The organism is Bacillus sp. FSL K6-1338 (assembly GCF_038006965.1).
GTDB classification, from domain to species: Bacteria; Bacillota; Bacilli; order Bacillales; family Bacillaceae_G; genus Bacillus_A; species Bacillus_A thuringiensis_S.
Window position 1 is genome coordinate 371829 of sequence record NZ_JBBOWI010000001.1, and the last position, 25163, is coordinate 396991.

Sequence of the window (25163 nt, forward strand, 5' to 3'; positions counted from 1 at the left end):
ATGAGTTCCTTTGAATTTAATGGAGAAAGAAAAAGTTATATTCATATTGAAAGAGGATGGAATCCTCCAACATGGGCACCTTTAAGGAGGAATTTTCTAAAAACCCCCGGATATCCAGGCGCAAGGTTATTAAGTACAGATACCGAAACCCGTCCTCTTCCTGTACCTGTGGGGGTTATTGTTCCAAATGGGACAAATTTAGAAATATTAAAAGAAGAAATAGCGGAGTGGCTTATTACTGAAAATCCAGCAGAACTGATTTTTGATGTAATGCCTGATAGAACATATATGGCAGTTATAGATGAAGATTTTGATATTGATAAATTTGTGGATATCGGACAAGGTACTTTGAAATTTATTTGTCCAATGCCGTATAAGTTAGGAAATGAGCAAACGGTTGATTTTGAAAATGATGGTCGAGGGTTAATTGCTAATGTCAAAAACAAAGGCTCTGTGCATTCAAATCCGATTATTGAAATTGACATTACAAAACCACATACTTTTTTAGATGTATGGTTTGAAGATAAATATTCAAAAGAGCCGGATTATTTCCGTATTGGATTTCCATTAAAAATGGAGCAATTGCCTGTAGAAAGAAATCAACGTCTTATATGGGATGAAATGTCCACAACTGTAGGGTGGAGTAAGGTTAGTTCTATGGAAGATGGTAATCCAGTTGGTGAAATGAAAACGGATAGTTACCAATTCTATTGTTCGGATTATGGCTCGGGTAATGGATGGCATGGCGCAGCTGTTAAGAAGAGTATCCCTGGTGGGCCAGTACAAGATTTTATTATGCAAGCCCACGTTACATGTAAAAGTAAAAAGGTCAATGAAATGGGACGAGTTGAGATAGCGATACTCGATGAAAACAGCAAAGTTCTTTCAAAAATTGCCATGAATGACCTCTATTGGCAAGCGGAACAAAATTTTGGAACGATGGTAATTGGATATGATAATAAGCCTGGAAAAACAGGTTTAATTTATGAGAGTGGTGATTATCCGAATACATGGAATCAGTATTATGGTAGGTTATGGATCGCTAGAACCGGTAATGATTGGGAGGCTTATATTTCAAAATTTCTTCCTGGAACAGAAAAAGATGATTCAGAACGCTTTGCAAGATGGACCGATAAAGACAATAAACATATGGAAAAAGCAGCTCAAATACAGATTAGTATCATGCAGTGGCAAGATGTTCCGCCAGTAGAAGCGATGTCAGTTTCTGATTTGAAATTTTGGAAAGTGAATTTAAATAATCAAAATACACCGCCTTATATAGTCGATGTTGGTGACAAAGTCGTGATTGATACAGAAAGCAGTCATGTAAGTATTGAAGGGAAAAACGCTATAAACATAAAAGATATTTTTAGTAATTTTCCCGTTATCAATAAAGGTACGAATAAACTTGAAATCATGCCTTCCGATATAGGAACAGCAAAGGTTAAATATAGGGAGCGATTTAGATGAGAACACCAAGTGGGTTACTCCATGTTGTTGATTTCAAAACAGATCAGATTATAGCAGTCATGCAATCAAAGGACTATTGGGATGATAAACGCCATTGGGAAATCAAAAATAACATTGATATGTTAGAATTTAAAACTTTTGATGGAACTCCACATGCAGTTACATTACAACAACAGAACTTAGTGTTAAAGGAAGTACGCGATGGTCGTATTGTTCCGTATGTTATCAATAATGAAGTAGAAAAAGAATCTAATGATAGAACGATTACTGTACATGCTTCTGGCGCCTGGGTTCAAATAGCCAAAGATGGGTTCATTAAACCACAACGCATAGAGAGCGAAACAGTTAATACGTTTATTGATATTGCTCTTGCGGATTCAAAATGGAAACGTGGAAAAACGGATTATTCTTCATTCCATACGATGACTATTGATGAATTTATAGATCCGCTCACTTTTTTAAAGAAAATCGCTACTTTGTTTGAGTTAGAAATTCAATATCGTGTCGAAGTAGTAGGTTCTCAAATTACTGGCTGGTATGTCGATATGATAAAGAAACGTGGTCAAGAAACTGGAAAAGAAGTAGTGCTAGAAAAAGATTTAGTTGGTGTCAGACGTATTGAGCACTCAAGAGATATTTGTACAGCGCTTGTCGGTTTTGTACGATATGAAGGTGATAAACTTATCACAATCGAAAGCATCAATAATGGACTTCCTTACATTATTGATAATGATGCATTTCAAAGGTGGAATGAACACGGAAAGCATAAATTCGGATTCTATACTCCAGAGACAGAACAAGATATAACCCCAGAACGCCTAATGACTCTCATGAAAATTGAACATAAGAAACGCATTAATACATCTGTTTCTTACGAAGTTCAAGCACAAAGTATTGGACGAGTATTTGGGCTGGCACATGAATTAATTAATGAAGGCGATACAATCCGTATTAAAGATACTGGATTCACACCAAAGCTTTATTTAGAAGCAAGAGCAATCGCTGGTGACGAATCATTTACTGACCCTTCACAAGATCAATATGTATTTGGTGACTATCGTGAAATTACTGATGCGAACGAAGAGTTAAGAAAAATGTACAATAGGATTCGCGCTACTTTAGGAAATAAAGCAAATAAAGAATTGTTAGATAGATTAGAAGAACTTGTACAAGATACTGATAAAAAAGTAAATGAAGCACAGAAAGAGTCGAAAGTAGCGAAAGAGTTAGCAGAGAAAGTTCAAGAAAATTTGAAGAATAATACAGTGGAAATCATCGAGGCTGTAAATCCACCAACAACGAATCTTAAAATTGGTAAGACGATCTGGCGAGATATTAGTAATGGTAAACCAGGTATTTTAAAAGTGTGGGACGGTAAAGATTGGGAGCTTCTTATTCCTGATGTGGAATCAATTAAAAAAGATACACTGGAGCAGGTGAGTAAGGATATTAAACTCACAAAAGAAGAATTAAATAAGAAAGTGGAAGAAGCACAAGAAGAAACCACTGGCCAATTTAATGAAGTAACAGAAAATCTTCAAAAAGTTACGAGAACTATTACTGATGTACAAAGAGATCAGGGTGAAATTGATAAAAAAGTAACCAAGTTTGAGCAGGATTCTGAGGGGTTTAAAACTTCTATTGAATCGTTAACGAACAATAGTACTGATACTACAAGTAAAATCAACACCTTAGTAAATGATGTGGACGGAAATAAGAGAGTTATTTCTGAAGTTAAAGAAAGTGTAGCAAACTTTAATGACGATGTAAGAAATTTGTTAGTCGGTTCTAAATCCTTTGATGGAGCTTTGACCATTGCGCAAGCAGACAATCATTGGTGGCTTAAGTCAGCAGATAAAGTCAAAATTTCGAAGGATGTTTTTCAAGGAAATACAGTCGTAGAAACTCAATCATCATGGACCGCTTTAGCTTATAACTTCAAAGATTTAGTAGATCGAAAAGTTGTCAAAGTAGGAGATAAAGTAACCTATTCAATTTTTACTCGTGTAAAAGGTTTACCGGATGGCCAAGATTTACAACACACTTTCTATTTTGCACCAAGTGCTACCGGAATCCGTCCAAATAAATCTAATAATCAATGGCAAAGAGTAAGCGTTTCGTTCACAGTGACAGCAAGTATGATGGCATCAACAGGAACGGATAACGAGAGTCATTTTCGTATAGAGCCCGATGTAAATCCTCCTAGTGGTTGTTGGTATCAGCAAAGTTCGCCACAATTGACTATAGGCAGCAAAGAATATTCATGGCGACCTGCTCCTGAAGATATTGCAGATGGGAATGTTTTAACCAAGGTAACAACAGAGATCAAAGAAGCAGCAGGGAAGATTAGTGAAAAGTTAACGAAAGTAGAAATAAAGGTTAATAACGATAAATCTGGAGGACGCAATCTGTTATTAGATTCAAATACTAAATACGAAAAAACAGATTATCTAATCAATCCATATTCTCTAACTGAAAATTTTGTTACAGGTGAGGAATATACTTTTGTAATTAAAGGAAGTGTCCCGCAGGGCCAACAATTTGGAATTTGGCAGAATGGTGGTTCAAATAATGTTGGATATGCAACAAGTGTCTATGCTAACGGAATAACTTATGTAACTTTTAAAGCTGTTGCAACTACAAGTGGGAATGAACGAAGATTAAATTTATATAATTATCCAAATAATGCTACAAAGGCAACTGTAGAATGGGTTGCTTTATATAAAGGGAATAAGCCACAGGATTGGACACCAGCTCCAGAAAATCAAGTAACGAATGATGAATTCACTAAGAAAACAACAGAGATTGAAAAAAGTGTGGATGGTATTAAAGAAAGTATTAAAACGGTAGAAAAAACACAAACCTCTTTTGATGAACGTGTTAACACCGTAGAAAAGAATGCAGAAGGGACAACTGCAAGTGTTAAGAAATTACAGGAAACACAAACTGCGCAAGGAAAGACGATTAGTGAGGCTACTACAACAATAGGTCAACATTCTGAAGCATTAAAGTTAACAATGAAAAAGAAAGATGTTGAGGATTATGTTGGTGGATTGGGTTCTATAAATGATCTACGGAACGCTTCATTTGCTCAAGGATTCAAATACTGGACACAAAATGGTAATAGTGCTGTTATTGACTCTTCTGTAACATACAGAGGCTATACAACGGCTAAATTACATGCGACTGGATTGAATGAAGATAAATGGTATAGCCTTCATCAAACGATAGACGTAACTGCTGGTGAAGACGTTGTAGCTTCGGGTTACTTTATGTCCAATAACATAGGACAAGGTTTCGTGTTAGAAATTGAGTATCTAAATGCCCAGGGCAGCCGAGTTTCACAATCATCAATTGGTATCGATGTAACTGCAAATTCTAATTGGATTAGGGTTGTTATTTCCGGAACAGTTCCGACTGGAGCTATTAAAGCACGTTATAAACCGTGGGTGAGAAGAAATGGAACCTTATGGATTGCGTTACCTATGTTGCAGCGTGGTAAAGTAGCTACAGAATTTTGGTTACATCCAAAAGATCAAACGGATGTTGATAAAATGATAGAGGATATTGCTAATAGAGTAGCAACTGAACCTTACAATAAAAAAGTTACAGAATTAGAAAGAGGTATTAGTGCTACTGCAGAAGGCGTCGAAATAACATCGAAGAAACAAGAAAAATTTATTAATGAGACTTACGCCGCTTATGTAAAAGAAACGGGTTCTAAACTTAAGGTGCTTGATGAAGGAATCCTTGCAGAGGTTAAAAAAGGGAATATCATCGCAGCTATTAACTTTTCATCGGAAAAATTAGAAATTGATGTTTCAAAGGTAGCTATCAATGCCGATACAATGGTGAAATGGTTAACTGCAAAAGGTATTGATACGAATCTTATTAGAATTGACGGCGATAAGATAACCATTGATAAAGATGGCGTAACTGTTAAAATGCTAGACTTCTTATTCCAAGATGAATGGGGCACAAAAACAACTGCGGTATCAAGACGAAACCTAATAGCAGATCCAGACTTTTCTAGTGTTACAAAGAAAAACATTGGACATAACGATTATTATGGATTTGAAGGTGGATACGGTCTTACTTGGAAGTCCTGGGGAAATGTCGTAATAGAAAAGAATACACATATATTCGATTATGAACAAATGGTAAATGCTGCAAGGGTAGATATGTATAACTATCCGGAAACGGTGGTAAATAACGGTATACATCCTGGTAACGAATACACAGCATCCGCTCACTTTAGAACTGCCATGATAAATGGCGTGCGAAAGACAGGTAAACCGAGGATACACGTGTGTTGCGTTAAATTCCGAGACAACGTAAGTTACGACATATTGAGTGAACAAAAGATGGACTTTCCTGAACCGTCCACATACTATGGTGAAATTAGAAGATACTCTTTCACTTTCAAAGTGCCGACAAACTATATTCCGCAACAACATGCTTTGATTATTAAAGTTTGTTCTGCTAATGCTGACATGAGACAAGGGACAGCGATTTGTGTAAGTGGCGTAACGCTATACAGTGGGAAATATGCATCTATGTATAATTGGGATCGTGCTGCAGCAGAAAGAGCAGATGGCATTCAGCCGTTTAACGCACTTGCTGTAGGTGGTGTGAATAACAATATATCTCCAGCACCAGACGGACAAACGTTTGATATAAGTACTGAAAAAGAAGTGAAAATCTTTAGGAATATTCGAGCAATGCAGGGAATTAACTTAGGTGGCGGTGGATTCCAACAATGGGGGCACATTCGCTTTACAGACGGTAATGCTGGAGCGGGTTTTTATGTGAGTACTCCAAGTGGTTGGAAATTTAACGCACTTGGATAGAAAGGAAGAATTAAACATGGATATTAACTATATGATGCCTTTTCAAGAAGGTGAAATGCTTCCTTATATGGGAAGAATAGTAGACGTAAAACGAACGGAAACAGGAGTCTTTATACAAGTACCTGCTGACATGTTAGATAATGCAGGGGTTTCCAATGATACGAGTAAAGTTGAGGTGTGGAGGGATATGTCTGACGGAACTATTGGTTTTAGGGTTTTAACGAAATGTGAGTTATGTGGTTGTGGAGCCAAATTATATGAATTGAACTTAGGAGTTGCTAAAAGGAACATTTGTGCAAATGATTATTTTAAACTTACAGGGAAGTACCCATCTCAAGAACCGCCAACAACTAGTGAAAGTAACAAACAAACAGAGCAAGAGCAGCAATAGCTGGTCTTTTTTATTTTGTACAAAATACGGCTTTGATTCAATTCATCAATCAAGAGGAGTGATTTCACTTCTCTTTTTATTTTGAGGAGATGATCAGTGTGAAACGAATAGTAGACCAAGTAATTTATGAAAAGCATGTTAGCCAGGAAAATAAAAACCTAGTCAAAGATTTTCTCATTGAAAAGAAATCGCAAGGGAAAGCGGCAAGCACTTTACAGCAATACAGTTGGGATTTACGAATTATTCTGTTTCTGATACATGAACACTTCGAAAATAAAAAGCTTATTGATTTAACACGTAAAGATATTCGGAATTTATCTATTATCTTTCAAGAGATGGGAATGTCAAACGCACGTGTGAATGGATTGATGAGTGCATTACGTTCAGCTCTTGAGTTTTGTGCTGACGATGATGATTATAATTACGAGTTCAATGTAGGCTCAAGGGTGCGTGGTTTACCTAAGAATCCAATTCGAGACATCACATTTATAACAGAGGACCAGATTAATTGGCTAATCGATGAATTACTTGAGCAAGAGAAATATATGTTGGCTATGTATTTAGCTCTTTCTTATTACAGTGCAGCTAGAAAGAATGAGGTTTACCAGGTTCAAAAAGAAGGATTAACAGAACATTATTATACAAATGTGGTACGAGGGAAACGTGGTAAGAAGTTTAGATTATATTACAATCACCGGGTGCAGAAATGCATCCGTTTATATATAAATCAGCGAGGTAAGGATACTATTCCAGATTTGTTTGTGCGTGTTTATAAGAATGGTGAGAGAAAAAGGTTGAAAAAGAGTGTATTTAATTATTGGTGCGACATATTTGCTAAGATGCTGAAAGAAAAAGAAGGGAAGGAATTTAAAATTAATCCTCACTGTTTCCGCCATAGCAGATTAGATAATTTGAAAGTGCAAGGAGTACCACTTGAAAAACTAAAATCACTCGCTAATCATTCTGATATTTCCACAACTGAATCTTATTTGAAAGATAGAAGTGAGGAAGATATTGCAGAAATATTTGGGATGGACCCAAGTTATTTTGCAGCTTAAAAAGGAGAGGAAAAGATGGATCGCATTGATGTATTACTGAAAGCATTTATAGCTACGTTTGGTGGCTTCTGTGGGTATTTTTTGGGAGGATGGGATGCAACATTGAAAATCTTAGTGACGATGGCAGTTATTGATTATTTAACTGGCATGATTGCAGCAGGATATAACGGAGAATTAAAAAGTAAAGTTGGTTTCAAAGGCATCGCCAAAAAGGTGGTGCTTTTTCTTTTGGTCGGAGCGGCCGCTCAACTAGATTCAGCATTGGGAAGTAATAGCGCAATTCGTGAAGCGACTATTTTCTTCTTCATGGGCAATGAGTTACTTTCGCTTTTAGAAAACGCTGGTCGTATGGGAATTCCCTTACCTTCAGCGTTAACAAATGCAGTTGAAATTTTAGGTGGTAAACAAAAACAAGAAGAGAAAAAGGGAGATGTTCAATAATGGAAATCAGAAAAAAATTAGTTGACCCAAGTAAATATGGTACAAAGTGTCCGTATACAATGAATCCAGAATTCATTACAGTCCACAATACTTACAACGATGCTACAGCAGAAAATGAAGTATCTTATATGATTCGTAATGATAACCAAGTATCTTTTCATATTGCCGTAGATGATAAAGAAGCTGTACAAGGAATTCCTTTAGAGCGTAACGCTTGGCATTGCGGTGATGGTGGCGGTAACGGAAATCGTAAATCTATTGGAGTTGAAATCTGTTACTCTCTAAGTGGTGGAGATCGATATTATAAAGCGGAAGATAATGCAGCTATCGTCGTAGCTCAACTAATGAAACAGTACAATATTCCAATTAGTAAAGTTCGCACACATCAATCATGGAGTGGAAAGTACTGTCCTCATCGTATGTTAGCAGAAGGACGTTGGAATAGTTTTATTGAAAGAGTCCAAAATGCATATAACGGTGGAGGTAGTCCAGTAATGCCAACTCCTATTCCACCTTCAAACGATGGTACAAAAGTTGCTTACATTAATGGTGATAACGTGAATTTACGAAAAGGACCTGGAACTGGATATGCAGTTATTCGTAAGTTAGGTAAAGGAGAATGCTACCAAGTATGGGGTGAGTCAAATGGGTGGCTAAACTTGGGTGGCGATCAGTGGGTATATAATGATTCATCATATATTCGCTATACAGGAGAAAATGCACCAGCACCTTCTAAACCTTCAATTGATGGCATTGGTGTAGTGACTATTACAGCTGATGTATTACGCGTTCGTACTGGTCCAGGAACTAACTACGGTGTCGTGAAAAATGTGTACCAAAGTGAAACATATCAGTCTTGGGGATATAGAGACGGTTGGTATAATGTTGGCGGCGACCAATGGGTTTCTGGTGAATATGTGAAGTTTGAAAAATAAAACATACTACTGTACAAAAGAATAGTTTGATAACTAAAAAGGAGCTATCTATTGGATAGGCCCTTTTTAGTTACTATTCAATAATTCATTAATATCCTATAACAGCAGTATTAACTTCATTGATAATTTCATCAGGTATTGTATTTATAGGTAATAAATAAACTTTATTTAGACGAGGATTAAATATCCCTAAGTTCTCGATTTGTTCGAATTCAGAATGGACAGAGTGAATACCCATTAAATAGTACATAAGTAATTGTAATGTATGCTTGTTAGTTGGTGCTGATTTTGAAACTTTAAAATCCCATAATGTATTTTGGGTCAAGAAATCACCATCACCAGTATTAATTAAAGATGTATATCCACCTTCAAAAGTAAATCCGTCTTTTACTATAGGCCCATAGGATTCAAAGAAACTTAAACTTCTATTAACCATAACTCGTATGTTTGATATAGTTTCTTTATCAGGATTAATAAACTCTACAGGTTTATACATCGCTTTTCCCGCACGATACGCCACATCAAATCCTACCATTTTGCATGTGTTTTCGATTGAAATATCATCTATTCCTCTTATATTGAGTAGTAAATTATGTGCTAACTCAATCTCTTCAACATTAATTGCTCCCATTAATGAAATTTTAAATGCTTCCTCAATTGATGTACCATTTAAAAACCTAGTTAAATAATCTACTGCTAGTCCAATTAAGGTGCTATGAATATTTTCATTTTCGTGTAAAATAGCAGTATCTAATAAGTCTGTAACGATAAAGTCCTTTGGCTTTATATAGCCACCCCTTGGTTGTTTAAACTTAGCAATTCTTTGAGTAACTGATACCATAAAAAAATACTCCTTTTGTATGTTATTTTTATTTTGGAAAAATCTTAATTAAGCGTAACAAAGATGATCATCTTTGTTGTGTCGTATTCTGTCGAAGGTAAATAAAAAAGAACTGAATATACACTCAGTTCTTTTTTGACCACTGACCACAAAAATGACCACACACTTAAAATAAATTAAGTTTATTCAAAACAAACAAAAGACATTTATTTTTATTTTCTTTGCAAAAGAATGCACTACAGTAATATAGGGTACACCAAAAGATATGATATACTTTATACGACTCATGTGGAGTGTGTGGCTTGGCTTAAGTTAGTATAATAGGAAAGCAGTTGATATAGGAAAATCTATACCATCTGCTTTTTGGTTTACAAAAATACCATTCATAAGCGATTTTAGTTAAAATAAATATTGCTGATTTTCACAAATTATAAATTGAGATTTTGAAATTGTATTCATAGTGAGAGGATTTGAATTTGAAATGATAGATAATTTTTGGCGTGAATTACCACGACCATTTTTCGTACTTGCACCAATGGAAGATGTGACAGACGTTGTTTTCCGTCACGTAGTAAGTGAGGCTGGTCGTCCAGATGTATTCTTTACAGAGTTCACAAACTCAGATAGCTATTGTCATCCAGAAGGTATGAAAAGTGTACGTGGTCGTTTAATTTTTACAGAAGATGAACAGCCAATGGTGGCACATATTTGGGGAGATAATCCTGAATATTTCCGTCAAATGAGTATTGGTATGGCAGAGTTAGGATTTAAAGGCATTGATATTAATATGGGCTGCCCTGTACCGAATGTAGCATCAAGAGGAAAAGGTAGTGGTCTTATTCTACGTCCAGACGTTGCAGCAGAACTTATCCAAGCAGCAAAAGCGGGCGGACTACCTGTCAGCGTAAAAACAAGACTTGGCTTTAAAGAGTTAAGCGAGTGGGAAGATTGGTTAACGCACATTTTCAAACAAGATATTGCGAACCTTTCTATTCATTTACGCACAAGAGAAGAAATGAGCCAAGTAGATGCGCATTGGGAACTAATTCCGGAAATTAAAAAATTACGTGACCGTATCGCACCAAATACGTTAATAACAATCAATGGAGACATCCTTGATCGTAAAATGGGACTGGAACTTGCTGAAAAATACGGCATTGATGGTGTAATGATCGGACGAGGCATCTTCAAAAATCCATTTGCTTTTGAAAAAGAGCCAAGAGAGCATAGCAGTAAAGAACATCTAGATCTTTTAAGACTACAACTTGATCTTCAAGATCAATATGCAGAAGTACTGCCACGCTCAATCACAGGACTTCACCGCTTCTTCAAAATTTATGTGAAGGGCTTCCCAGGAGCTGCGGAATTGAGAAATCAATTGATGAGTACGAAATCGACCAATGAGGTGCGTGCTTTGTTGGATAAGTTTGAGGATAGTGTTGGTGTTGCTCAGGATAGTGAGACGGTTTAACTTTTAAGCAGTTAAATCATTTCATATGTAGTGTATGACATGAGTGAGTTGAAAATAAGCGTAGAGCTGGAAAAGAACAGTGTATTTGAGAAATCAAAGCACTGTTTTTTTCTTTTAGTTAATGTTAAGAGAGAAATCTTTTTAAAGGCATATAAAAAACACGTAAGAGCTCTGTAGATACAATGATAGAGAAAAGTTCGGGTAAGACTATAAAACATATCTTTAAAATGTTAAAGTATTAATTTAGCGGACAATAACTAAAAGGTTAGATTTAAACATGATAATTTAAAGCACGTTATAGGATAAACTTTAACTGCTGAATAAATAATCAACATTTCAGGAGGAAACCCAATGGCAATGAGCAACAACGATATATTAAAAAGAGTACGATACGCTTTAGATATAAGAGATATAGATATGGTGGAAATCTTTAAACTCGGCGGGATGGAAGTAACGAAAGAAGACGTAGTTGATATGCTTACAAAAATAAAGAGAGCTCCTCAGCATGAAGCTGAAGATGCGGATGTAATCGAAGATGAGTACGTAAAAACATGCGATATGATGATGTTAGAGGCATTTTTCAATGGATTTATTACTTTAAAAAGAGGAAAGCAAGATCCGAAACCAGGGCAGCCTGCACCTGTACAGAGTAAGGAGAGTGCCAATAACCTTCTTCTAAAGAAAATGAAAATCGCACTATCTTTAACGAGTGAGGATGTACTTGATATATTAGATAGCGTAGGCGTTACGGTAACAAAAGGAGAGTTAGGCGCTCTATTAAGAAAAAAAGGTCATAAAAATTACAAAGAGTGCGGCGATAGATACGCAAGGAATTTCATTAAGGGATTAGGTGTAAAGTATAGAGGATAATGAGTTCGTTAAAGCAGTAAATGATATAATAGGTAGAGTAGGACGTTTGTATCCTACTCTTTTTTATTTGTAAAATAATACGCTAGGTGATGAAATGGTACATACATATTTAGGTGAGACAATTAATTTTCATATAACTTATAAGAAGAAAAAGTCCGTGCGTCTTTTTGTAGATTCGTATGGAAATGTGGAAGTGCAGGCTCCGAAAGGGACACCTGTTGAATACTTAGTCCAGTTGCTAGAGGAGAAGTGGGATTGGATTCAGACAACTCGTAAGGAAATGGCGGAGCGAGCGCATGGACCACAGGAAAAGGATTATGATCAAGGAGAGGGCTTTTTGTATTTAGGGAATACGTATCCGATACAGATTTCCCAAGATGCAAGCATTGAGCAAGACAATGCGATTTTTGAAGGGGATAAGTTACATATTTATGTAAAAGAGCTAAAGGATGAGAAAATACAGCAAGCTTTAAAACGATTTTACTATAAGCAGTGTAAATCTTTAGTAGAGAAGAGTATTAAAGCGCATCAAAGTAATTTCAAAACAAAACCACGTTCTATTCGTATTACAGATAGTAGTCGTACTTGGGGTACTTGCGATTCGAATTTACAACTAACATTCAATTGGAAGCTAGCAATGGCACCACAGCGAGTAATTGACTATGTAGTCGTTCATGAAATGTGTCATATGGTTCATTTAAATCATGATCGCTCTTTTTGGCGTCTTGTCGGGAAGATAATGCCTGATTATAAGGAAATGGAGAACTGGTTAGCTTTATCTAGTTGGAAGATGACGGTTTAGGAAGGGATATCAATTTTTGTCGGTAAATCGATATTTCTTGTCGAATCGTTGATATATTGTAAGTTTTGATAGATATATTTTAAAAATCGTTGATATATTGTGAGTTTTGATAGATATATTCGAAAAATCGTTGATATAATTTCATTTACTACAGGATTGTTCAACAAATCGAAAAGAGGAGATGCCACAAGGGACATCTCCTCTTTTCGAGTATATAGATTATCGTCCAAACTTCACAACAAATTCTTCATCAACTTTCTCCATCTCATACCCACGATACCCCTCCAAAAGCAAAGCCTGCTGTCCACTAGCATCACTCATTAGAATACTTTGAATATCCGTCCAATCTCTTTCATTATCTCCGCGCAATTTCTTCACAAAAACATACCGCAGACTACCACCATACTTTTCCTTCAACACAGCAATCTCCATCCCTTGCGCAAATTTATCCTTCAAACTCGGGATGTTAAAAGGAGCAACGGTGCAGCATACATAATCATATTTGCTATCTTCTTTTTGCAATTCGTCCATGATGACGTTTGCTAATATTTTTTGCATACCATTTCCTCGGCAGTTCGGATGAACGTTTGAGATTTCTTGATAGATGACGCGGTGTAGTTCACTTTCTGGCAAACCAATATCAAGCCCTAAATGTTCATCATCGATAGGCGGGACGAGTAGAGCGCGAAATGCGATGAGTTCGTTTTCGATAAAAGCACCGATCATCATGCCGTTTCCTTTTAGAATGTATTGAAATTCTTCTTGTGAGAGTGGTTGTAAACGATTTTTATCTTCTAGTGCTTCAACTACAATGTTTTGTAGTGATAAAATTTGTTCGATGTGCTCTAGTGATAGTAATGTAACGTGAAATGATTCGTTATTTTGTTTTAATGTTCCTTCGTATAGAACCGTCATATGATAGTCCTCCTTTAGCGTACAACGTCTTGAAAGACGGTTAGTTCTTGTAGTGTATCTTCGTTTATTTCAATGCCGAGTCCCGGCTTTTCGTTTAAGCGAATGAATGGTACATCGTAATGTAAGTTTCCAATGTCTTTCGTGAATTTTAATGGTCCTGTTAGCTCTACGCTCGTAATGATTTTCTTTGAGAAAGCGACATGGAATCCTGCGGAAGAGGCAACAGAGGATTCGACCATTGATCCCACTTGGCATTCAATGCCGGCCATTTCAGCTTGATGAGCGAGCTTTACAGCTGGATATATGCCGCCGCATTTCATTAGTTTTATATTCACTTTATCGGCAGCTTCTAATTTAATAATTTGGCGCATTTCACGAGAACTTTTTAGTCCTTCATCAATCATAAGCGGGAGATCTGTTTTAGAACGAATATGAGCCATGGCATCAATATCGTCCGCGATAACAGGTTGTTCAATCCAGTCAATGTTTAAATGTCCTAATGAACGCAGTGCTGTTAATGTGTTCGCGCTATTTTTCCAGCCTTGGTTTACATCAATGCGAATAGCGATGTCATTTCCTACACGTTCTCGTACAGCTTCAATACGTTTCACATCTTCTTTTACATTCGTACCAACTTTCATTTTGAAAGATTGGTAACCTTTTTGAATCATAGAAGCAGCTTCTTCAGCCATATCTTCAGGATCGGCAATACTTAAAACGTGAGTGACAGGGAATTCTTCATGATAGCGCCCACCAATTAATTGATATACAGGTTGATTTAGTTTTTTGCCCATTATATCAAAACAAGCAATATCAATTGCGGCTTTCGCTGTTGGAACACCGTAAATTGTATTGTCCATCATGTCGTGTATTTTTTCGATATTCATTGGATTTTTCCCGATTAGAGCAGGGGTTAGCGTATGTTTTAAAGTATGGAAAGTACTTTCCCATGATTCACCTGTGACGTGATCATCAGCAACGCCTTCACCGTAACCGATAATACCTTCATCTGTTTCCATTTTGACGATAATAGAGGGCATATCAGAATAAGAGCCATAACTAATAACAAACGGACTGCGAAGCGGTAAACGAATTGCGTAAAGATGAATAGCTGTAATTTTCATTGAATAGAAACTCCTTCCTGTTTTACAATAGTTTTATACATTTGATATAGTTGACGTTAAATAGTCGTTAATTAATGATAAGGAGTTAGAGAAAATGATGATAAAAATTGCAGTTGTCGGTTCAAAGGAGTTTATGGATAACCTTTTTCCTATTGCTCAAAAATTAGAAGGAATAGAAATTGATTCCTATATTTACCTTCATCCGGCAGAATCTTCTGAACTATTAAAGTGTCTAAAGCCTTGTGATGTCATCTTTTTCTCAGGTGCTTTACCTTATTATATGGCAAAAGAAGTAAGAGAACAATTACGAATTCCAAGTACATACTTACAGCAAGACGAGACAACTGTCGCATCTTCCATTCTTTCTATCATGTATCATCAAAGTATTCAACCACATAACATTTCCATCGATTTAGTAGACCGCTCGTTTATTACAAATGTGTTCCATGATATCGGTATAAAAGAAAGTCCGCAAGTGTTGGATTATGAAAATATGCTGTGGAGTAAAGATGAAATAAATAGAGTTATCGATTTTCATGTAGCTAAATATCAATCTGGAGAAGCTCATTTAGCTTTAACTAGTATTCACGCTGTTTACGACGAGCTTCAAAAAATGGGTGTTCCTTCAGAGCGTATGATTGATCCAACACAATCCATTATACATGGGCTAAAAGATGCAAAAATAAAAGCTGAGTTAGCAAAAAGCTATTCAGCTACTGTTGGTACTTGTATTATTTCGTCCTTAGAATTACGAACGAGTTTGCTTGAAAAACTAGATGTCATTTCAAAAGAACTACGTGGTTCATTTAAACAAGTGGATGAAATGACATGCATTTTGTATACAACTCGTGGTGATATCGAATCAATTATTAAAACAAATGCGATAGATAACTTGTTTGCGAGTGTAGAAGGAACGATAGCTATTGGATTTGGTTATGGAAAAACCGTGAAAGAAGCGGAGCAAAATGCAAAAATTGCTCAAAGTTTTGCAAAGAATAATCCAATAGATCGTTGTTTTTATATACTAACAAGTGATAAAGATTTGTTTGGTCCATTCCCGAGAGAACAGAGAGTACAAAGTTTGAAAAATGATAATCCGGAACTAATGAAAATAGCGAAGGAAACGAAGCTTAGTCCGGCCAACTTGTCAAAAATTATTCAATTTAGTCAATCGCATCCGTCATTGAAATTTACAGCAGCTGACCTTTCTGAGTACTTACAAGTGACTCGAAGATCGACAGAAAGGTTGTTAAAGAAATTAGTTGATTACGGGTATGCTCATATTTGCGGCGAGGAAATGCCCTATCAACAAGGGCGACCTCGCGCACTATATGAACTGAATTTACCGCTATTTTTAAGCTTCTAGTTGAGCTTTTTGTTTCTTTAGCAGTTCTGCTTTTTCAATGTCTGATAGTTTTACAATTGTGAAACCTGTTATACCATAAATGATTGAGATAATAGGTACGATGAAATTCAAAATAGCATAAGGAGCATATTCAAATGCACCTACGCCAAGTGTAGCGAGAATAAATACACCGCACGTATTCCAAGGAACGAAGACAGAAGTTAATGTTCCGCCATCTTCTAATGCTCTGGATAAGTTTTTTGAATGTAGTCCTTTTTCTGTGTATGCATTTGCGTACATTCTTGAAGGGACAACAATTGAAATATATTGTTCAGAGCAAGTAAGGTTTGTTGCAAAACAAGATGCGATAGTAGAAGCGATAAGCCCTTTTGCTGATTTCGCTAACTTTAAAATTTGATTTACAATTGAGCGAAGAATACCTGTATGTTCTAATACTCCTCCGAAAGTCATAGCGACAATTGTCATAGAGACTGTATTCATCATCGAATCTAAGCCACCGCGGTTAAATAGTTCGTCTACTAGCTTGTTTCCAGTGTCTATAACAAATCCAGCTTGGAGTGCACCGACAGATGCTGAGACAGAACCACCTTGAATAAAGACTTGTGATAAGAATCCTAAAATAATACCGACGAGAATGGCTGGTATGGCAGGAACCTTTTTAGCGACCAATACCATAACGGCTACGGGTATAATGAGTAGGAAAGGTGAGATAACAAAGTTTTGTTGCAATACTTGTAACGTTTGATCGATGCTCTTCGCATCAATATTGTTAGCGCCGAAGCTTCTTCCTAAGACCGCGTATACGATAAGAGTAATAATTAAACCGGGAACTGTAGTAAATAACATATGACGAATGTGTGCGAATAAATCTGTATTTGTTAATCCTGCGGCTAAGTTAGTTGTATCTGAAAGCGGTGACATTTTATCGCCAAAATAAGAGCCTGAAATAATGGCACCAGCAACCATTGGAGCTGGAATTCCCATACTTAGGCCAATTCCCATTCCAGCAACACCAATTGTACCCATTGTAGACCAAGAGCTACCAATCGCTAATGCAACGATAGAACAAATGACAGTAATGGAAACTAAAAATAGTGATGGAGTTAAAAGTTTTAAACCGTAATAAATCATCGTTGCGACAATTCCACCGCCAATCCAAGCACCAATTGTTAAGCCAACAAGAATAATAATGACGATAGCGGGTAATGCAAGACGAATCCCTTTATACATTGCTTCTTCAAGATCATTCCATTTGTAACCGTAACGCCAAGCGACAATAGAAGCAACGGTTGTACCGATAATAAGTGGAACGTGAGGGCTTTGTTTTAATACAACAATTGTAACCATCATAACTGCAACGGTAATGATAATAGGGATAATCGCTATTCCAAAAGGTATTTCTTTTTTCATAAAGTTCCTCCTTGTTACGTATGTTTGTTTGTATTTTTAGAATTGTCGTAAAATAGACGTTTATTAGGTTATGATAACTAAAAGTTTATGTAAGCGTCAACATAAAAACAGAAAATAAGGAATGTTCTATCGTTATGAAGTGAGTTGTCGATCGTATTTAAAAATAAACAATTGACTTTTTTCTTAAAATTCAATATGTTCATAAAAACATCTGTTTTTCATAAGTATAATTAACCTGATGGTTTATAATTTGGGAAGGAGACTGGAACGTTGAAAACATTAGAACTACAAGAGCGCTTAACGGAGATTTTTCAGCATTTACACGAAAACCCTGAAGTAAGTTGGAAAGAATATGAAACGACAGCGTATATTACTGACTTTTTAAAAGAAGAAGGAATTTCATATAGAACATTTGATGATTGTCCAGGTGTAATTGCTGAGATTGGAGGCGGGAATCCAGTTATTGCGATTCGTGCTGATATGGATGCACTTTGGCAAGAAGTAGATGGAGAATTTAAAGCGAACCATTCATGTGGTCATGATGCTCATATGACCATTGTAATGGGAGTTATTTTACAATTGAAAAATATGAGATGGAAAAGTGGTACGGTTAGGTTTATTTTTCAGCCGGCAGAAGAGAAGGGTAATGGTGCTTTGAAGATGGTGGAGAAAGGTGCTGTAGATGATGCTGATTTCTTATTTGGTGTCCATCTAAGACCGATTGAAGAACTATCTTTGAAACAAGGAGCCTCATCTATTCGCCATGGAGCAGCTGGATTTTTAGAGGGGATGATTCATGGGGAGGATGCACACGGGGCGAGACCACACCAAGGTGTGAATGCAATTGATGTCATTTCCATGATTAATATCGGTTTGAAAAATATTTGGTTGCCACCGCAAAGTTCCTATTCAGTAAAAATGACGAGATGCCAAGCTGGTGGCGATAATTTAAATATCATTCCGGGAAATGGTCATTTCAGTTTAGATGTAAGAGCAGAGAGTAATATACTATTAGAAGAATTAAAGGAAAAGATTGAGCATGTAATAGAATCAGCTGCATCGATGGGGTCGAAAACTTCATATGAATGGATGGATCTTGCACCAGGAGCAGAGGTTTCCGAAGAAGCAGAGCGCTTTATGCGTAAAGGTATTATCGAAGTGTATGGGGAAGAGAGATGTACGGGACCTCTCTATACGACAGGAAGCGATGATTTCCATTATTACACAGTGAAAAGACCACATTTAAAAGCTGTCATGCTTGGACTAGGAGCAGACCTACAACCTGGATTACACCATCCGTATATGAGGTTTGATCATAGTTGTATTATGGATGGAGTAGAAATATTGAAACAAACTGTATTGAAAGTGTTAGAAGACAGGGGCTAGAGAGCTCCTGTTTTTTTGTCGTGGATTGTCGGTAAATCGATATATTTGAAAAATCGTTGATATATTTGAAGTTACGATAGATATATTAAGAAAATCGTTAATATAATTTCACGTACCTATTAATTTGATTAAAAATGAATCTCCAGTACATGGTGTATAATAATAAGTACCATTTTTTAATAGGAGAAAACGAATGAACGAACAATATTACGATGCAGTTTTACATATAAAAACAGTCGGTGAGCAAAAGGGGTTTAACAAGTCTATGCATTATCACCGCTATGAACCGACGCCCTATAGCGGATTAGATGAGTTACTGAATCAATATGAAATACGAAGTAGCGACCGAATTGTAGACTTTGGGTGCGGAAAAGGAAGATTAAACTTTTATATGCATCATAAATGTGGTGCATCAGCAGTTGGAATTGAAATGAATGAAGAGTTTTATAAAGAAGCGATGGATAATCGAGATCGTTATGCACGAAAGACACGAAACAGTAAGGGGAAAATCCAGTTCCAATGTTGTTTAGCGCAGGAATATGAGATTGATCCGCATGATAATAGGTTTTATTTTTTTAATCCATTTTCTGTACAAGTGTTTATGAATGTAGTAAATAACATTTTGCTTTCGGTAGAAGAAACGGGGAGAGAAGTGGATATTATTTTATATTATCCTTCTGAGGACTATATTTTCTTCTTAGAAAATCAGACTGCGTTTGAGCTGAAGAAAGAAGTTAGATTGCCAGGTGCTTATGAGAAGAATGGGAATGAGAGGTTTTTAGTTTATACATTAAGGTAAAAAAAACAGGTGCTAAGGCACCTGTTTTTTTATTAGTTACGAATTAAGTAATCAAATGCACCTAAAGCTGCGTTTGCACCTGAACCCATAGAGATGATGATTTGTTTGTACGGATTATTTGTACAGTCACCTGCAGCAAACACTCCTGGTACGTTTGTAGCGCCGTGCTTGTCTGTTACGATTTCACCGCGAGCGCGTTCAACTGTTTCGCCTAACCAGTCTGTGTTTGGCACAAGACCGATTTGTACGAATACACCTTGTAATTCAACGTGATGAACTTCTTCAGTTTCACGATCGATGTAAGAAATACCGTTTACTTTATCAGTACCAGTAATTTCTTTCGTTTGAACGTTTTTCAGAACAGTTACGTTTGGTAAGCTGTTAAGACGCTCTTGTAATACAGCATCAGCTTTTAATTCTGGCATGAATTCAAGAACAGTTACGTGCTTAACAATACCTGCTAAGTCGATAGCTGCTTCAATACCAGAGTTACCTCCGCCGATAACTGCTACGTCTTTTCCAGTGAATAATGGACCGTCACAGTGTGGGCAGTATGCTACACCTTTATTTTTGAACTCAGCTTCACCCGGTACGCCAACGTTACGCCAGCGAGCACCTGTTGAAACGATTACGCTCTTACTTTTCAGAATAGCGCCGTTTTCAAGTTCCACTTCAATAAGTTCTTTTTTCTCTAAACGTTTCGCACGTTGTAGATTCATTACATCGATATCGTATTCTTTTACGTGCTCTTCAAGACTTGCTACTAGCTTAGGACCTTCAGTCTTTTTTACGCTGATGAAGTTCTCAATGCCCATAGTATCCATTACTTGACCACCGAAGCGCTCAGCAACGATACCAGTGCGGATGCCTTTACGTGCTGCGTAAATTGCTGCACTTGCACCAGCAGGGCCGCCACCAACAACAAGAACATCGTATGGATCTTTATCAGAAAGCTCTGATGCATCTGGACCGTTACCCATTTTAGCTAAAATTTCTTCAAGTGTCATACGACCGCTTCCGAAAGATTCGCCGTTTAGGTAAACAGTTGGTACTGCCATGATGTCTTTGCTTTCTACTTCCTCTTTGAATGCAGCGCCATCAATCATAGTATGTGTAATACTAGAGTTAAGAACGCTCATTACGTTAAGAGCTTGTACAACATCAGGACAGTTATGACAACTTAGGCTGATATAAGATTCAAAATGATATTCGCCTTGAATGTTTTTAATTTGATCGATTAATTTCTGTTCAACTTTTGGAGCGCGTCCACTTACTTGTAGTAAAGCTAACACTAATGATGTAAATTCGTGTCCTAATGGAATACCAGCGAATACGACACCAGTGTCTTCACCAGGGCGGTTTACGCTAAAGCTTGGTGTTCTCTCTAATTCAACTTTTTCTACTGTAATCTTAGATGACATAGTAGCTAATTCGTCTACTAGAGCTAACATATCTTTAGATACGTTATCGTCTCCTGCGCTTACTTTAAGTAAAATATCGTTCTCCATTAACTGAAGGTATTGGGATAGTTGTGTTTTTATATCTGCATCTAGTATCATTTTGATCGAACTCCTTAGATTTTGCCTACAAGGTCAAGGCTTGGTTTAAGTGTTGCAGAACCCTCTTGCCATTTAGCTGGGCAAACTTCACCTGGGTTGTTACGTACGTATTGAGCAGCTTTAATTTTGTTAACAAGAATGCTTGCGTCACGGCCGATACCGTCAGCATTGATTTCCATAGATTGGATAACGCCGTCTGGATCGATGATGAATGTACCACGAGCAGCAAGACCTTCTTCTTCCATTAAAACGTTGAAGTTTGTAGTGATTGTTCGAGTTGGGTCACCGATCATGATGTACTCGATTTTGCCGATAGTTTCTGAGCTATCATGCCATGCTTTGTGAGTGAAGTGAGTGTCTGTAGATACAGAGTATACTTCAACGCCTAAGTCTTTTAGAGTTGCATATTGGTTTTGTAAGTCTTCAAGTTCAGTTGGGCAAACGAATGTGAAGTCAGCTGGGTAGAAACAAACTACACTCCATTTTCCTTTTAAACTTTCGTCAGTAACTTGGATAAATTCTCCATTATGGTAAGCATTAGCTTTAAACGGTTTTACTTCTGTGCCGATTAATAACATGTTAAAATTCCTCCTAAATGTTGGTTTGAGCATCAAAAAATAGTGTGCTCATAAAATATATTTTTTAATTAACTATAATAATTCTAATTCGATATTAATTATCATATAGAATTGGTTATTTTGTCAAGCGAATAAACCAACTTTATTCCAATTTAATTAATATTTATTCTCAATTAAGGCTATCAGGGAATAGAAAGGTAATTTTAAGTCTATAAATTTTAGATGAGTGTTTGAAAAGTTTAGTGTGTATGTTAGAGATAGTGTGTAAGTTTAATTTTTTAGGAAGGAAATATTTCTTAGAAGTTGTGGTTTTGAAAAGGAACTGCTTACTTCTATTTTACAAAGAATTTTGTGATAAATAAAATAAAATGAATCGGAAATTTTTTGAACAATTTTTGTCATCTCAAATATATAATTAGGAAGTATATTAAGATGATAGTTAGAAACATTGACTCAAAGTGCTAACAAGATATAATAAAACCTAGATATATCTTTCAAAAAGAAGAATACATATTTATAGGATGAAAAAATTCAACCTATTATTTTTTATAGCTTTTAGAAAACGCTTACAATTAGTGTGGAGGGGAAACCATGTCTAAGTTCACGAAGTATTTTTTAATGGAAGCTAAAGATGTGATTGCATATGTGAAAGAGAAATTGTCTAAGTTTGAACATGCAAAGGAGTTACAGTGTAAAGAAATAGGTGATGGCAATTTAAATTATGTGTTCCGCGTTTGGGATGAAAAAGAGAACATGTCAGTCATCGTAAAGCAAGCTGGGGATACAGCTCGCATTTCAGATGAGTTTAAGTTGTCGACAAACCGTATTCGTATAGAATCAGATGTTTTGCAGTTAGAGGATGAGTTAGCACCCGGACTTGTTCCTAAGGTGTATTTATTTGATAGTGTGATGAATTGTTGCGTAATGGAAGATTTATCGGATCACACAATATTACGTACAGCACTTATAAATCATCAAATATTTCCGTGGCTTGCGGATGATTTAACTACTTTTATGGTAAATACACTTTTATTAACATCGGATGTTGTAATGAATCATAAAGAGAAGAAGGAACTTGTGAAGAATTATATAAATCCTGAATTATGTGAGATTACAGAGGACCTCGTATATTCAGAACCATTTACCAATCATAATAAGCGTAATGAGTTATTTCCGTTAAATGAGGGATGGATTAGGGAACATATTTATAGTGATAAAGAGCTTCGTATGGAAGTAGCGAAACGTAAATTTTCTTTTATGACGAATGCACAGGCATTACTTCATGGTGATTTACATACTGGTTCTGTTTTTGTAAGAGATGATTCTACAAAGGTTATTGATCCTGAGTTTGCTTTTTATGGACCTATGGGATATGACGTTGGGAATGTAATGGCGAATTTAATGTTTGCTTGGGTGAATGCAGATGCAACGATGCCACCTGGAGCGGAGAAAGATACGTATATGGATTGGTTACAAACTACGATGGTAGAGGTAATTGATTTATTTAAGAAGAAGTTTTTAGATGCTTGGGATATTCATGTGACCGAGATTATGGCGAAGGAAGAAGGCTTTAGCGAAGTATATTTACAATCTGTATTAGAGGATACGGCTGCAGTGACAGGTCTGGAATTAATTCGCCGTATTGTTGGATTAGCGAAAGTAAAAGATATTACTTGTATTGAGAATGAGGAAGCACGTGCTAGAGCGGAGCGAATTTGTCTTCAAGTAGCGAAGAGTTTTATTTTACGAGCGAATCAATATAGAACGGGTACACGTTTTGTAGAAACGTTAAAAGAACAGTCAATGCACTACGCGAAGTAAGGGGAGAATATGATGGAAGAGCAATTAATACCCATTCAGTGGAAAGATGATGCTTTAGTTTTATTAGATCAAACATTATTACCGAATGAGGTTGTCTATGAATCTTTCAAGACAGCTGAAAGTGTGTGGGATGCCATTCAAGTAATGAAAGTACGAGGAGCACCAGCAATTGGTGTTTCGGCAGCGTACGGTGTGTATTTAGGAACAAAGGAAGTTATTCAAAGTAAGATGGAAGACTTTATAGAGGAAGTCAAAAAGGTATGTGCATATTTGGCAACATCAAGGCCAACGGCAGTAAACTTATTCTGGGCACTTGAAAGAATGGAAGCGGTAGCGACAGAGAACGCGCACTTATCAATCGTCCAGTTGAAAGACAGATTACTAGAAGAGGCAAAAGAGATTCATAGAGAAGATGAAGAAATTAATCGTCAAATTGGAGAGCATGCATTAACATTATTCCATGATGAAATGGGAGTATTAACACATTGCAATGCTGGTGCGTTAGCGACGACTAAGTATGGTACTGCGACAGCACCAATGTACTTAGCGAAAGAAAAAGGATGGGACTTAAAAATCTATTCAGATGAAACTCGTCCTAGGTTACAAGGTTCAACGTTAACAGCATTAGAACTACAGCGAGCGGGAATTGATGTTACTGTCATTACGGATAATATGGCAGCTATGGTCATGTCACAAGGAAAAATCGATGCTGTAATCGTTGGATGTGACCGCGTGGCAGCAAACGGTGATGTAGCAAATAAAATTGGCACATTAGGCGTATCTATTTTAGCTAAATACTACAACATTCCGTTTTATGTAGCAGCGCCAACACCAACAATCGACTTAAAAACACCGACAGGAAAAGAAATTCCGATTGAAGAAAGGGATGCTTCTGAAGTGATTAATCGTTTCGGACAATATTCAGCTCCGAAAGAAAGTAAAGTATATAATCCAGCATTTGATGTTACTCCATATGAAAATGTAACAGCGATTATTACAGAAAAAGGGATTGTAAAGGCACCGTTTACGGAGAATTTAAAAAAGCTATTTCAATAAATAGATAAATATAAAAGTCA

At 36.5% G+C, this 25163-nt stretch carries 20 protein-coding genes; 14 read left to right on the forward strand and 6 right to left on the reverse strand.

Annotated features, from left to right (window positions below):
* The 6 genes from NZ044_RS02110 (at position 1) to NZ044_RS02135 (ending at position 9145) form a co-directional block, all read left to right on the forward strand.
* Positions 1 to 1470: a distal tail protein Dit gene (locus NZ044_RS02110; protein WP_340949497.1), complete on the forward strand. Its 1470-nt coding sequence runs from the start codon at positions 1 to 3 to the stop codon at positions 1468 to 1470.
* The gene (locus tag NZ044_RS02115) at positions 1467 to 6320 is read left to right on the forward strand and encodes a phage tail spike protein (RefSeq protein WP_340949499.1); all 4854 of its coding nucleotides are present in this window, start codon (positions 1467 to 1469) and stop codon (positions 6318 to 6320) included. The genes NZ044_RS02110 and NZ044_RS02115 overlap by 4 nt, the downstream gene beginning before the upstream one ends.
* Before the next feature lie 16 nt (positions 6321 to 6336).
* Positions 6337 to 6711, forward strand: coding sequence for a hypothetical protein (locus tag NZ044_RS02120; protein ID WP_340949501.1), 375 nt, complete (start codon positions 6337 to 6339; stop codon positions 6709 to 6711).
* A gap of 98 nt (positions 6712 to 6809) precedes the next feature.
* On the forward strand, positions 6810 to 7769 hold the full coding sequence (locus tag NZ044_RS02125) for a tyrosine-type recombinase/integrase (RefSeq protein WP_340949503.1): 960 nt from the start codon (positions 6810 to 6812) through the stop codon (positions 7767 to 7769).
* A gap of 15 nt (positions 7770 to 7784) precedes the next feature.
* The gene (locus tag NZ044_RS02130) at positions 7785 to 8210 is read left to right on the forward strand and encodes a phage holin family protein (protein WP_000373869.1); all 426 of its coding nucleotides are present in this window, start codon (positions 7785 to 7787) and stop codon (positions 8208 to 8210) included.
* Positions 8210 to 9145: an N-acetylmuramoyl-L-alanine amidase gene (locus tag NZ044_RS02135; protein ID WP_079245280.1), complete on the forward strand. Its 936-nt coding sequence runs from the start codon at positions 8210 to 8212 to the stop codon at positions 9143 to 9145. Before NZ044_RS02130 ends, NZ044_RS02135 begins: the two co-directional genes overlap by 1 nt.
* A gap of 88 nt (positions 9146 to 9233) precedes the next feature.
* On the opposite strand, the gene NZ044_RS02140 is transcribed toward NZ044_RS02135, so the two are convergent.
* Positions 9234 to 9986: a hypothetical protein gene (locus tag NZ044_RS02140; RefSeq protein ID WP_086389660.1), complete on the reverse strand. Its 753-nt coding sequence runs from the start codon at positions 9984 to 9986 to the stop codon at positions 9234 to 9236.
* 481 nt (positions 9987 to 10467) lie between these two features.
* Between NZ044_RS02140 and NZ044_RS02145 the strand changes: the two genes are divergently transcribed.
* The 3 genes from NZ044_RS02145 (at position 10468) to NZ044_RS02155 (ending at position 13129) form a co-directional block, all read left to right on the forward strand.
* On the forward strand, positions 10468 to 11457 hold the full coding sequence (locus NZ044_RS02145; RefSeq protein WP_000566714.1) for a tRNA dihydrouridine synthase: 990 nt from the start codon (positions 10468 to 10470) through the stop codon (positions 11455 to 11457).
* Positions 11458 to 11808: 351 nt separating this feature from the next.
* On the forward strand, positions 11809 to 12327 hold the full coding sequence (locus NZ044_RS02150) for a YehS family protein (RefSeq protein ID WP_001251723.1): 519 nt from the start codon (positions 11809 to 11811) through the stop codon (positions 12325 to 12327).
* A 94-nt stretch (positions 12328 to 12421) separates the two neighbouring features.
* On the forward strand, positions 12422 to 13129 hold the full coding sequence (locus NZ044_RS02155) for a M48 family metallopeptidase (RefSeq protein WP_000233754.1): 708 nt from the start codon (positions 12422 to 12424) through the stop codon (positions 13127 to 13129).
* Between the two features lie 219 nt (positions 13130 to 13348).
* Here the strand turns inward: NZ044_RS02155 and NZ044_RS02160 are convergent, their stop codons facing one another.
* Both NZ044_RS02160 and NZ044_RS02165 read right to left on the reverse strand, forming a co-directional pair.
* Positions 13349 to 14044, reverse strand: coding sequence for an N-acetyltransferase (locus tag NZ044_RS02160; protein ID WP_098506766.1), 696 nt, complete (start codon positions 14042 to 14044; stop codon positions 13349 to 13351).
* Between the two features lie 14 nt (positions 14045 to 14058).
* Complete coding sequence (locus NZ044_RS02165; RefSeq protein ID WP_000704500.1) at positions 14059 to 15168, reverse strand: mandelate racemase/muconate lactonizing enzyme family protein; 1110 nt, start codon at positions 15166 to 15168, stop codon at positions 14059 to 14061.
* Positions 15169 to 15262: 94 nt separating this feature from the next.
* Here NZ044_RS02165 and NZ044_RS02170 point away from each other — a divergent pair, with 94 nt between their 5' ends.
* Positions 15263 to 16534 carry a transcriptional regulator gene (locus tag NZ044_RS02170; RefSeq protein WP_098506765.1) on the forward strand — a complete coding sequence of 424 codons (1272 nt, stop codon included), beginning with the start codon at positions 15263 to 15265 and terminating at the stop codon, positions 16532 to 16534.
* Here NZ044_RS02170 and nhaC read toward each other — a convergent pair.
* The gene (gene nhaC, locus NZ044_RS02175) at positions 16523 to 17944 is read right to left on the reverse strand and encodes a Na+/H+ antiporter NhaC (protein ID WP_000711513.1); all 1422 of its coding nucleotides are present in this window, start codon (positions 17942 to 17944) and stop codon (positions 16523 to 16525) included. The two genes, NZ044_RS02170 and nhaC, sit on opposite strands and share 12 nt — an antisense overlap.
* Before the next feature lie 270 nt (positions 17945 to 18214).
* On the opposite strand from nhaC, the gene NZ044_RS02180 reads away from it, so the two are divergent.
* Positions 18215 to 19330 carry a M20 peptidase aminoacylase family protein gene (locus NZ044_RS02180; protein ID WP_000853510.1) on the forward strand — a complete coding sequence of 372 codons (1116 nt, stop codon included), beginning with the start codon at positions 18215 to 18217 and terminating at the stop codon, positions 19328 to 19330.
* Between the two features lie 193 nt (positions 19331 to 19523).
* Positions 19524 to 20129, forward strand: a complete 606-nt coding sequence (locus tag NZ044_RS02185) for an SAM-dependent methyltransferase (RefSeq protein ID WP_001005634.1) — start codon at positions 19524 to 19526, stop codon at positions 20127 to 20129.
* A gap of 32 nt (positions 20130 to 20161) precedes the next feature.
* Here the strand turns inward: NZ044_RS02185 and ahpF are convergent, their stop codons facing one another.
* Both ahpF and ahpC read right to left on the reverse strand, forming a co-directional pair.
* Positions 20162 to 21688 carry an alkyl hydroperoxide reductase subunit F gene (ahpF, locus tag NZ044_RS02190; RefSeq protein WP_000599506.1) on the reverse strand — a complete coding sequence of 509 codons (1527 nt, stop codon included), beginning with the start codon at positions 21686 to 21688 and terminating at the stop codon, positions 20162 to 20164.
* Positions 21689 to 21702: 14 nt separating this feature from the next.
* Positions 21703 to 22266: an alkyl hydroperoxide reductase subunit C gene (gene ahpC / locus NZ044_RS02195; protein WP_000924420.1), complete on the reverse strand. Its 564-nt coding sequence runs from the start codon at positions 22264 to 22266 to the stop codon at positions 21703 to 21705.
* A 591-nt stretch (positions 22267 to 22857) separates the two neighbouring features.
* On the opposite strand from ahpC, the gene mtnK reads away from it, so the two are divergent.
* Positions 22858 to 24087: an S-methyl-5-thioribose kinase gene (mtnK, locus tag NZ044_RS02200; protein WP_340949513.1), complete on the forward strand. Its 1230-nt coding sequence runs from the start codon at positions 22858 to 22860 to the stop codon at positions 24085 to 24087.
* Between the two features lie 12 nt (positions 24088 to 24099).
* Entirely contained in the window at positions 24100 to 25143 is a 1044-nt protein-coding gene (gene mtnA / locus NZ044_RS02205; protein ID WP_000392488.1) for an S-methyl-5-thioribose-1-phosphate isomerase, read from the forward strand.
* Positions 25144 to 25163 lie beyond the last annotated feature (20 nt).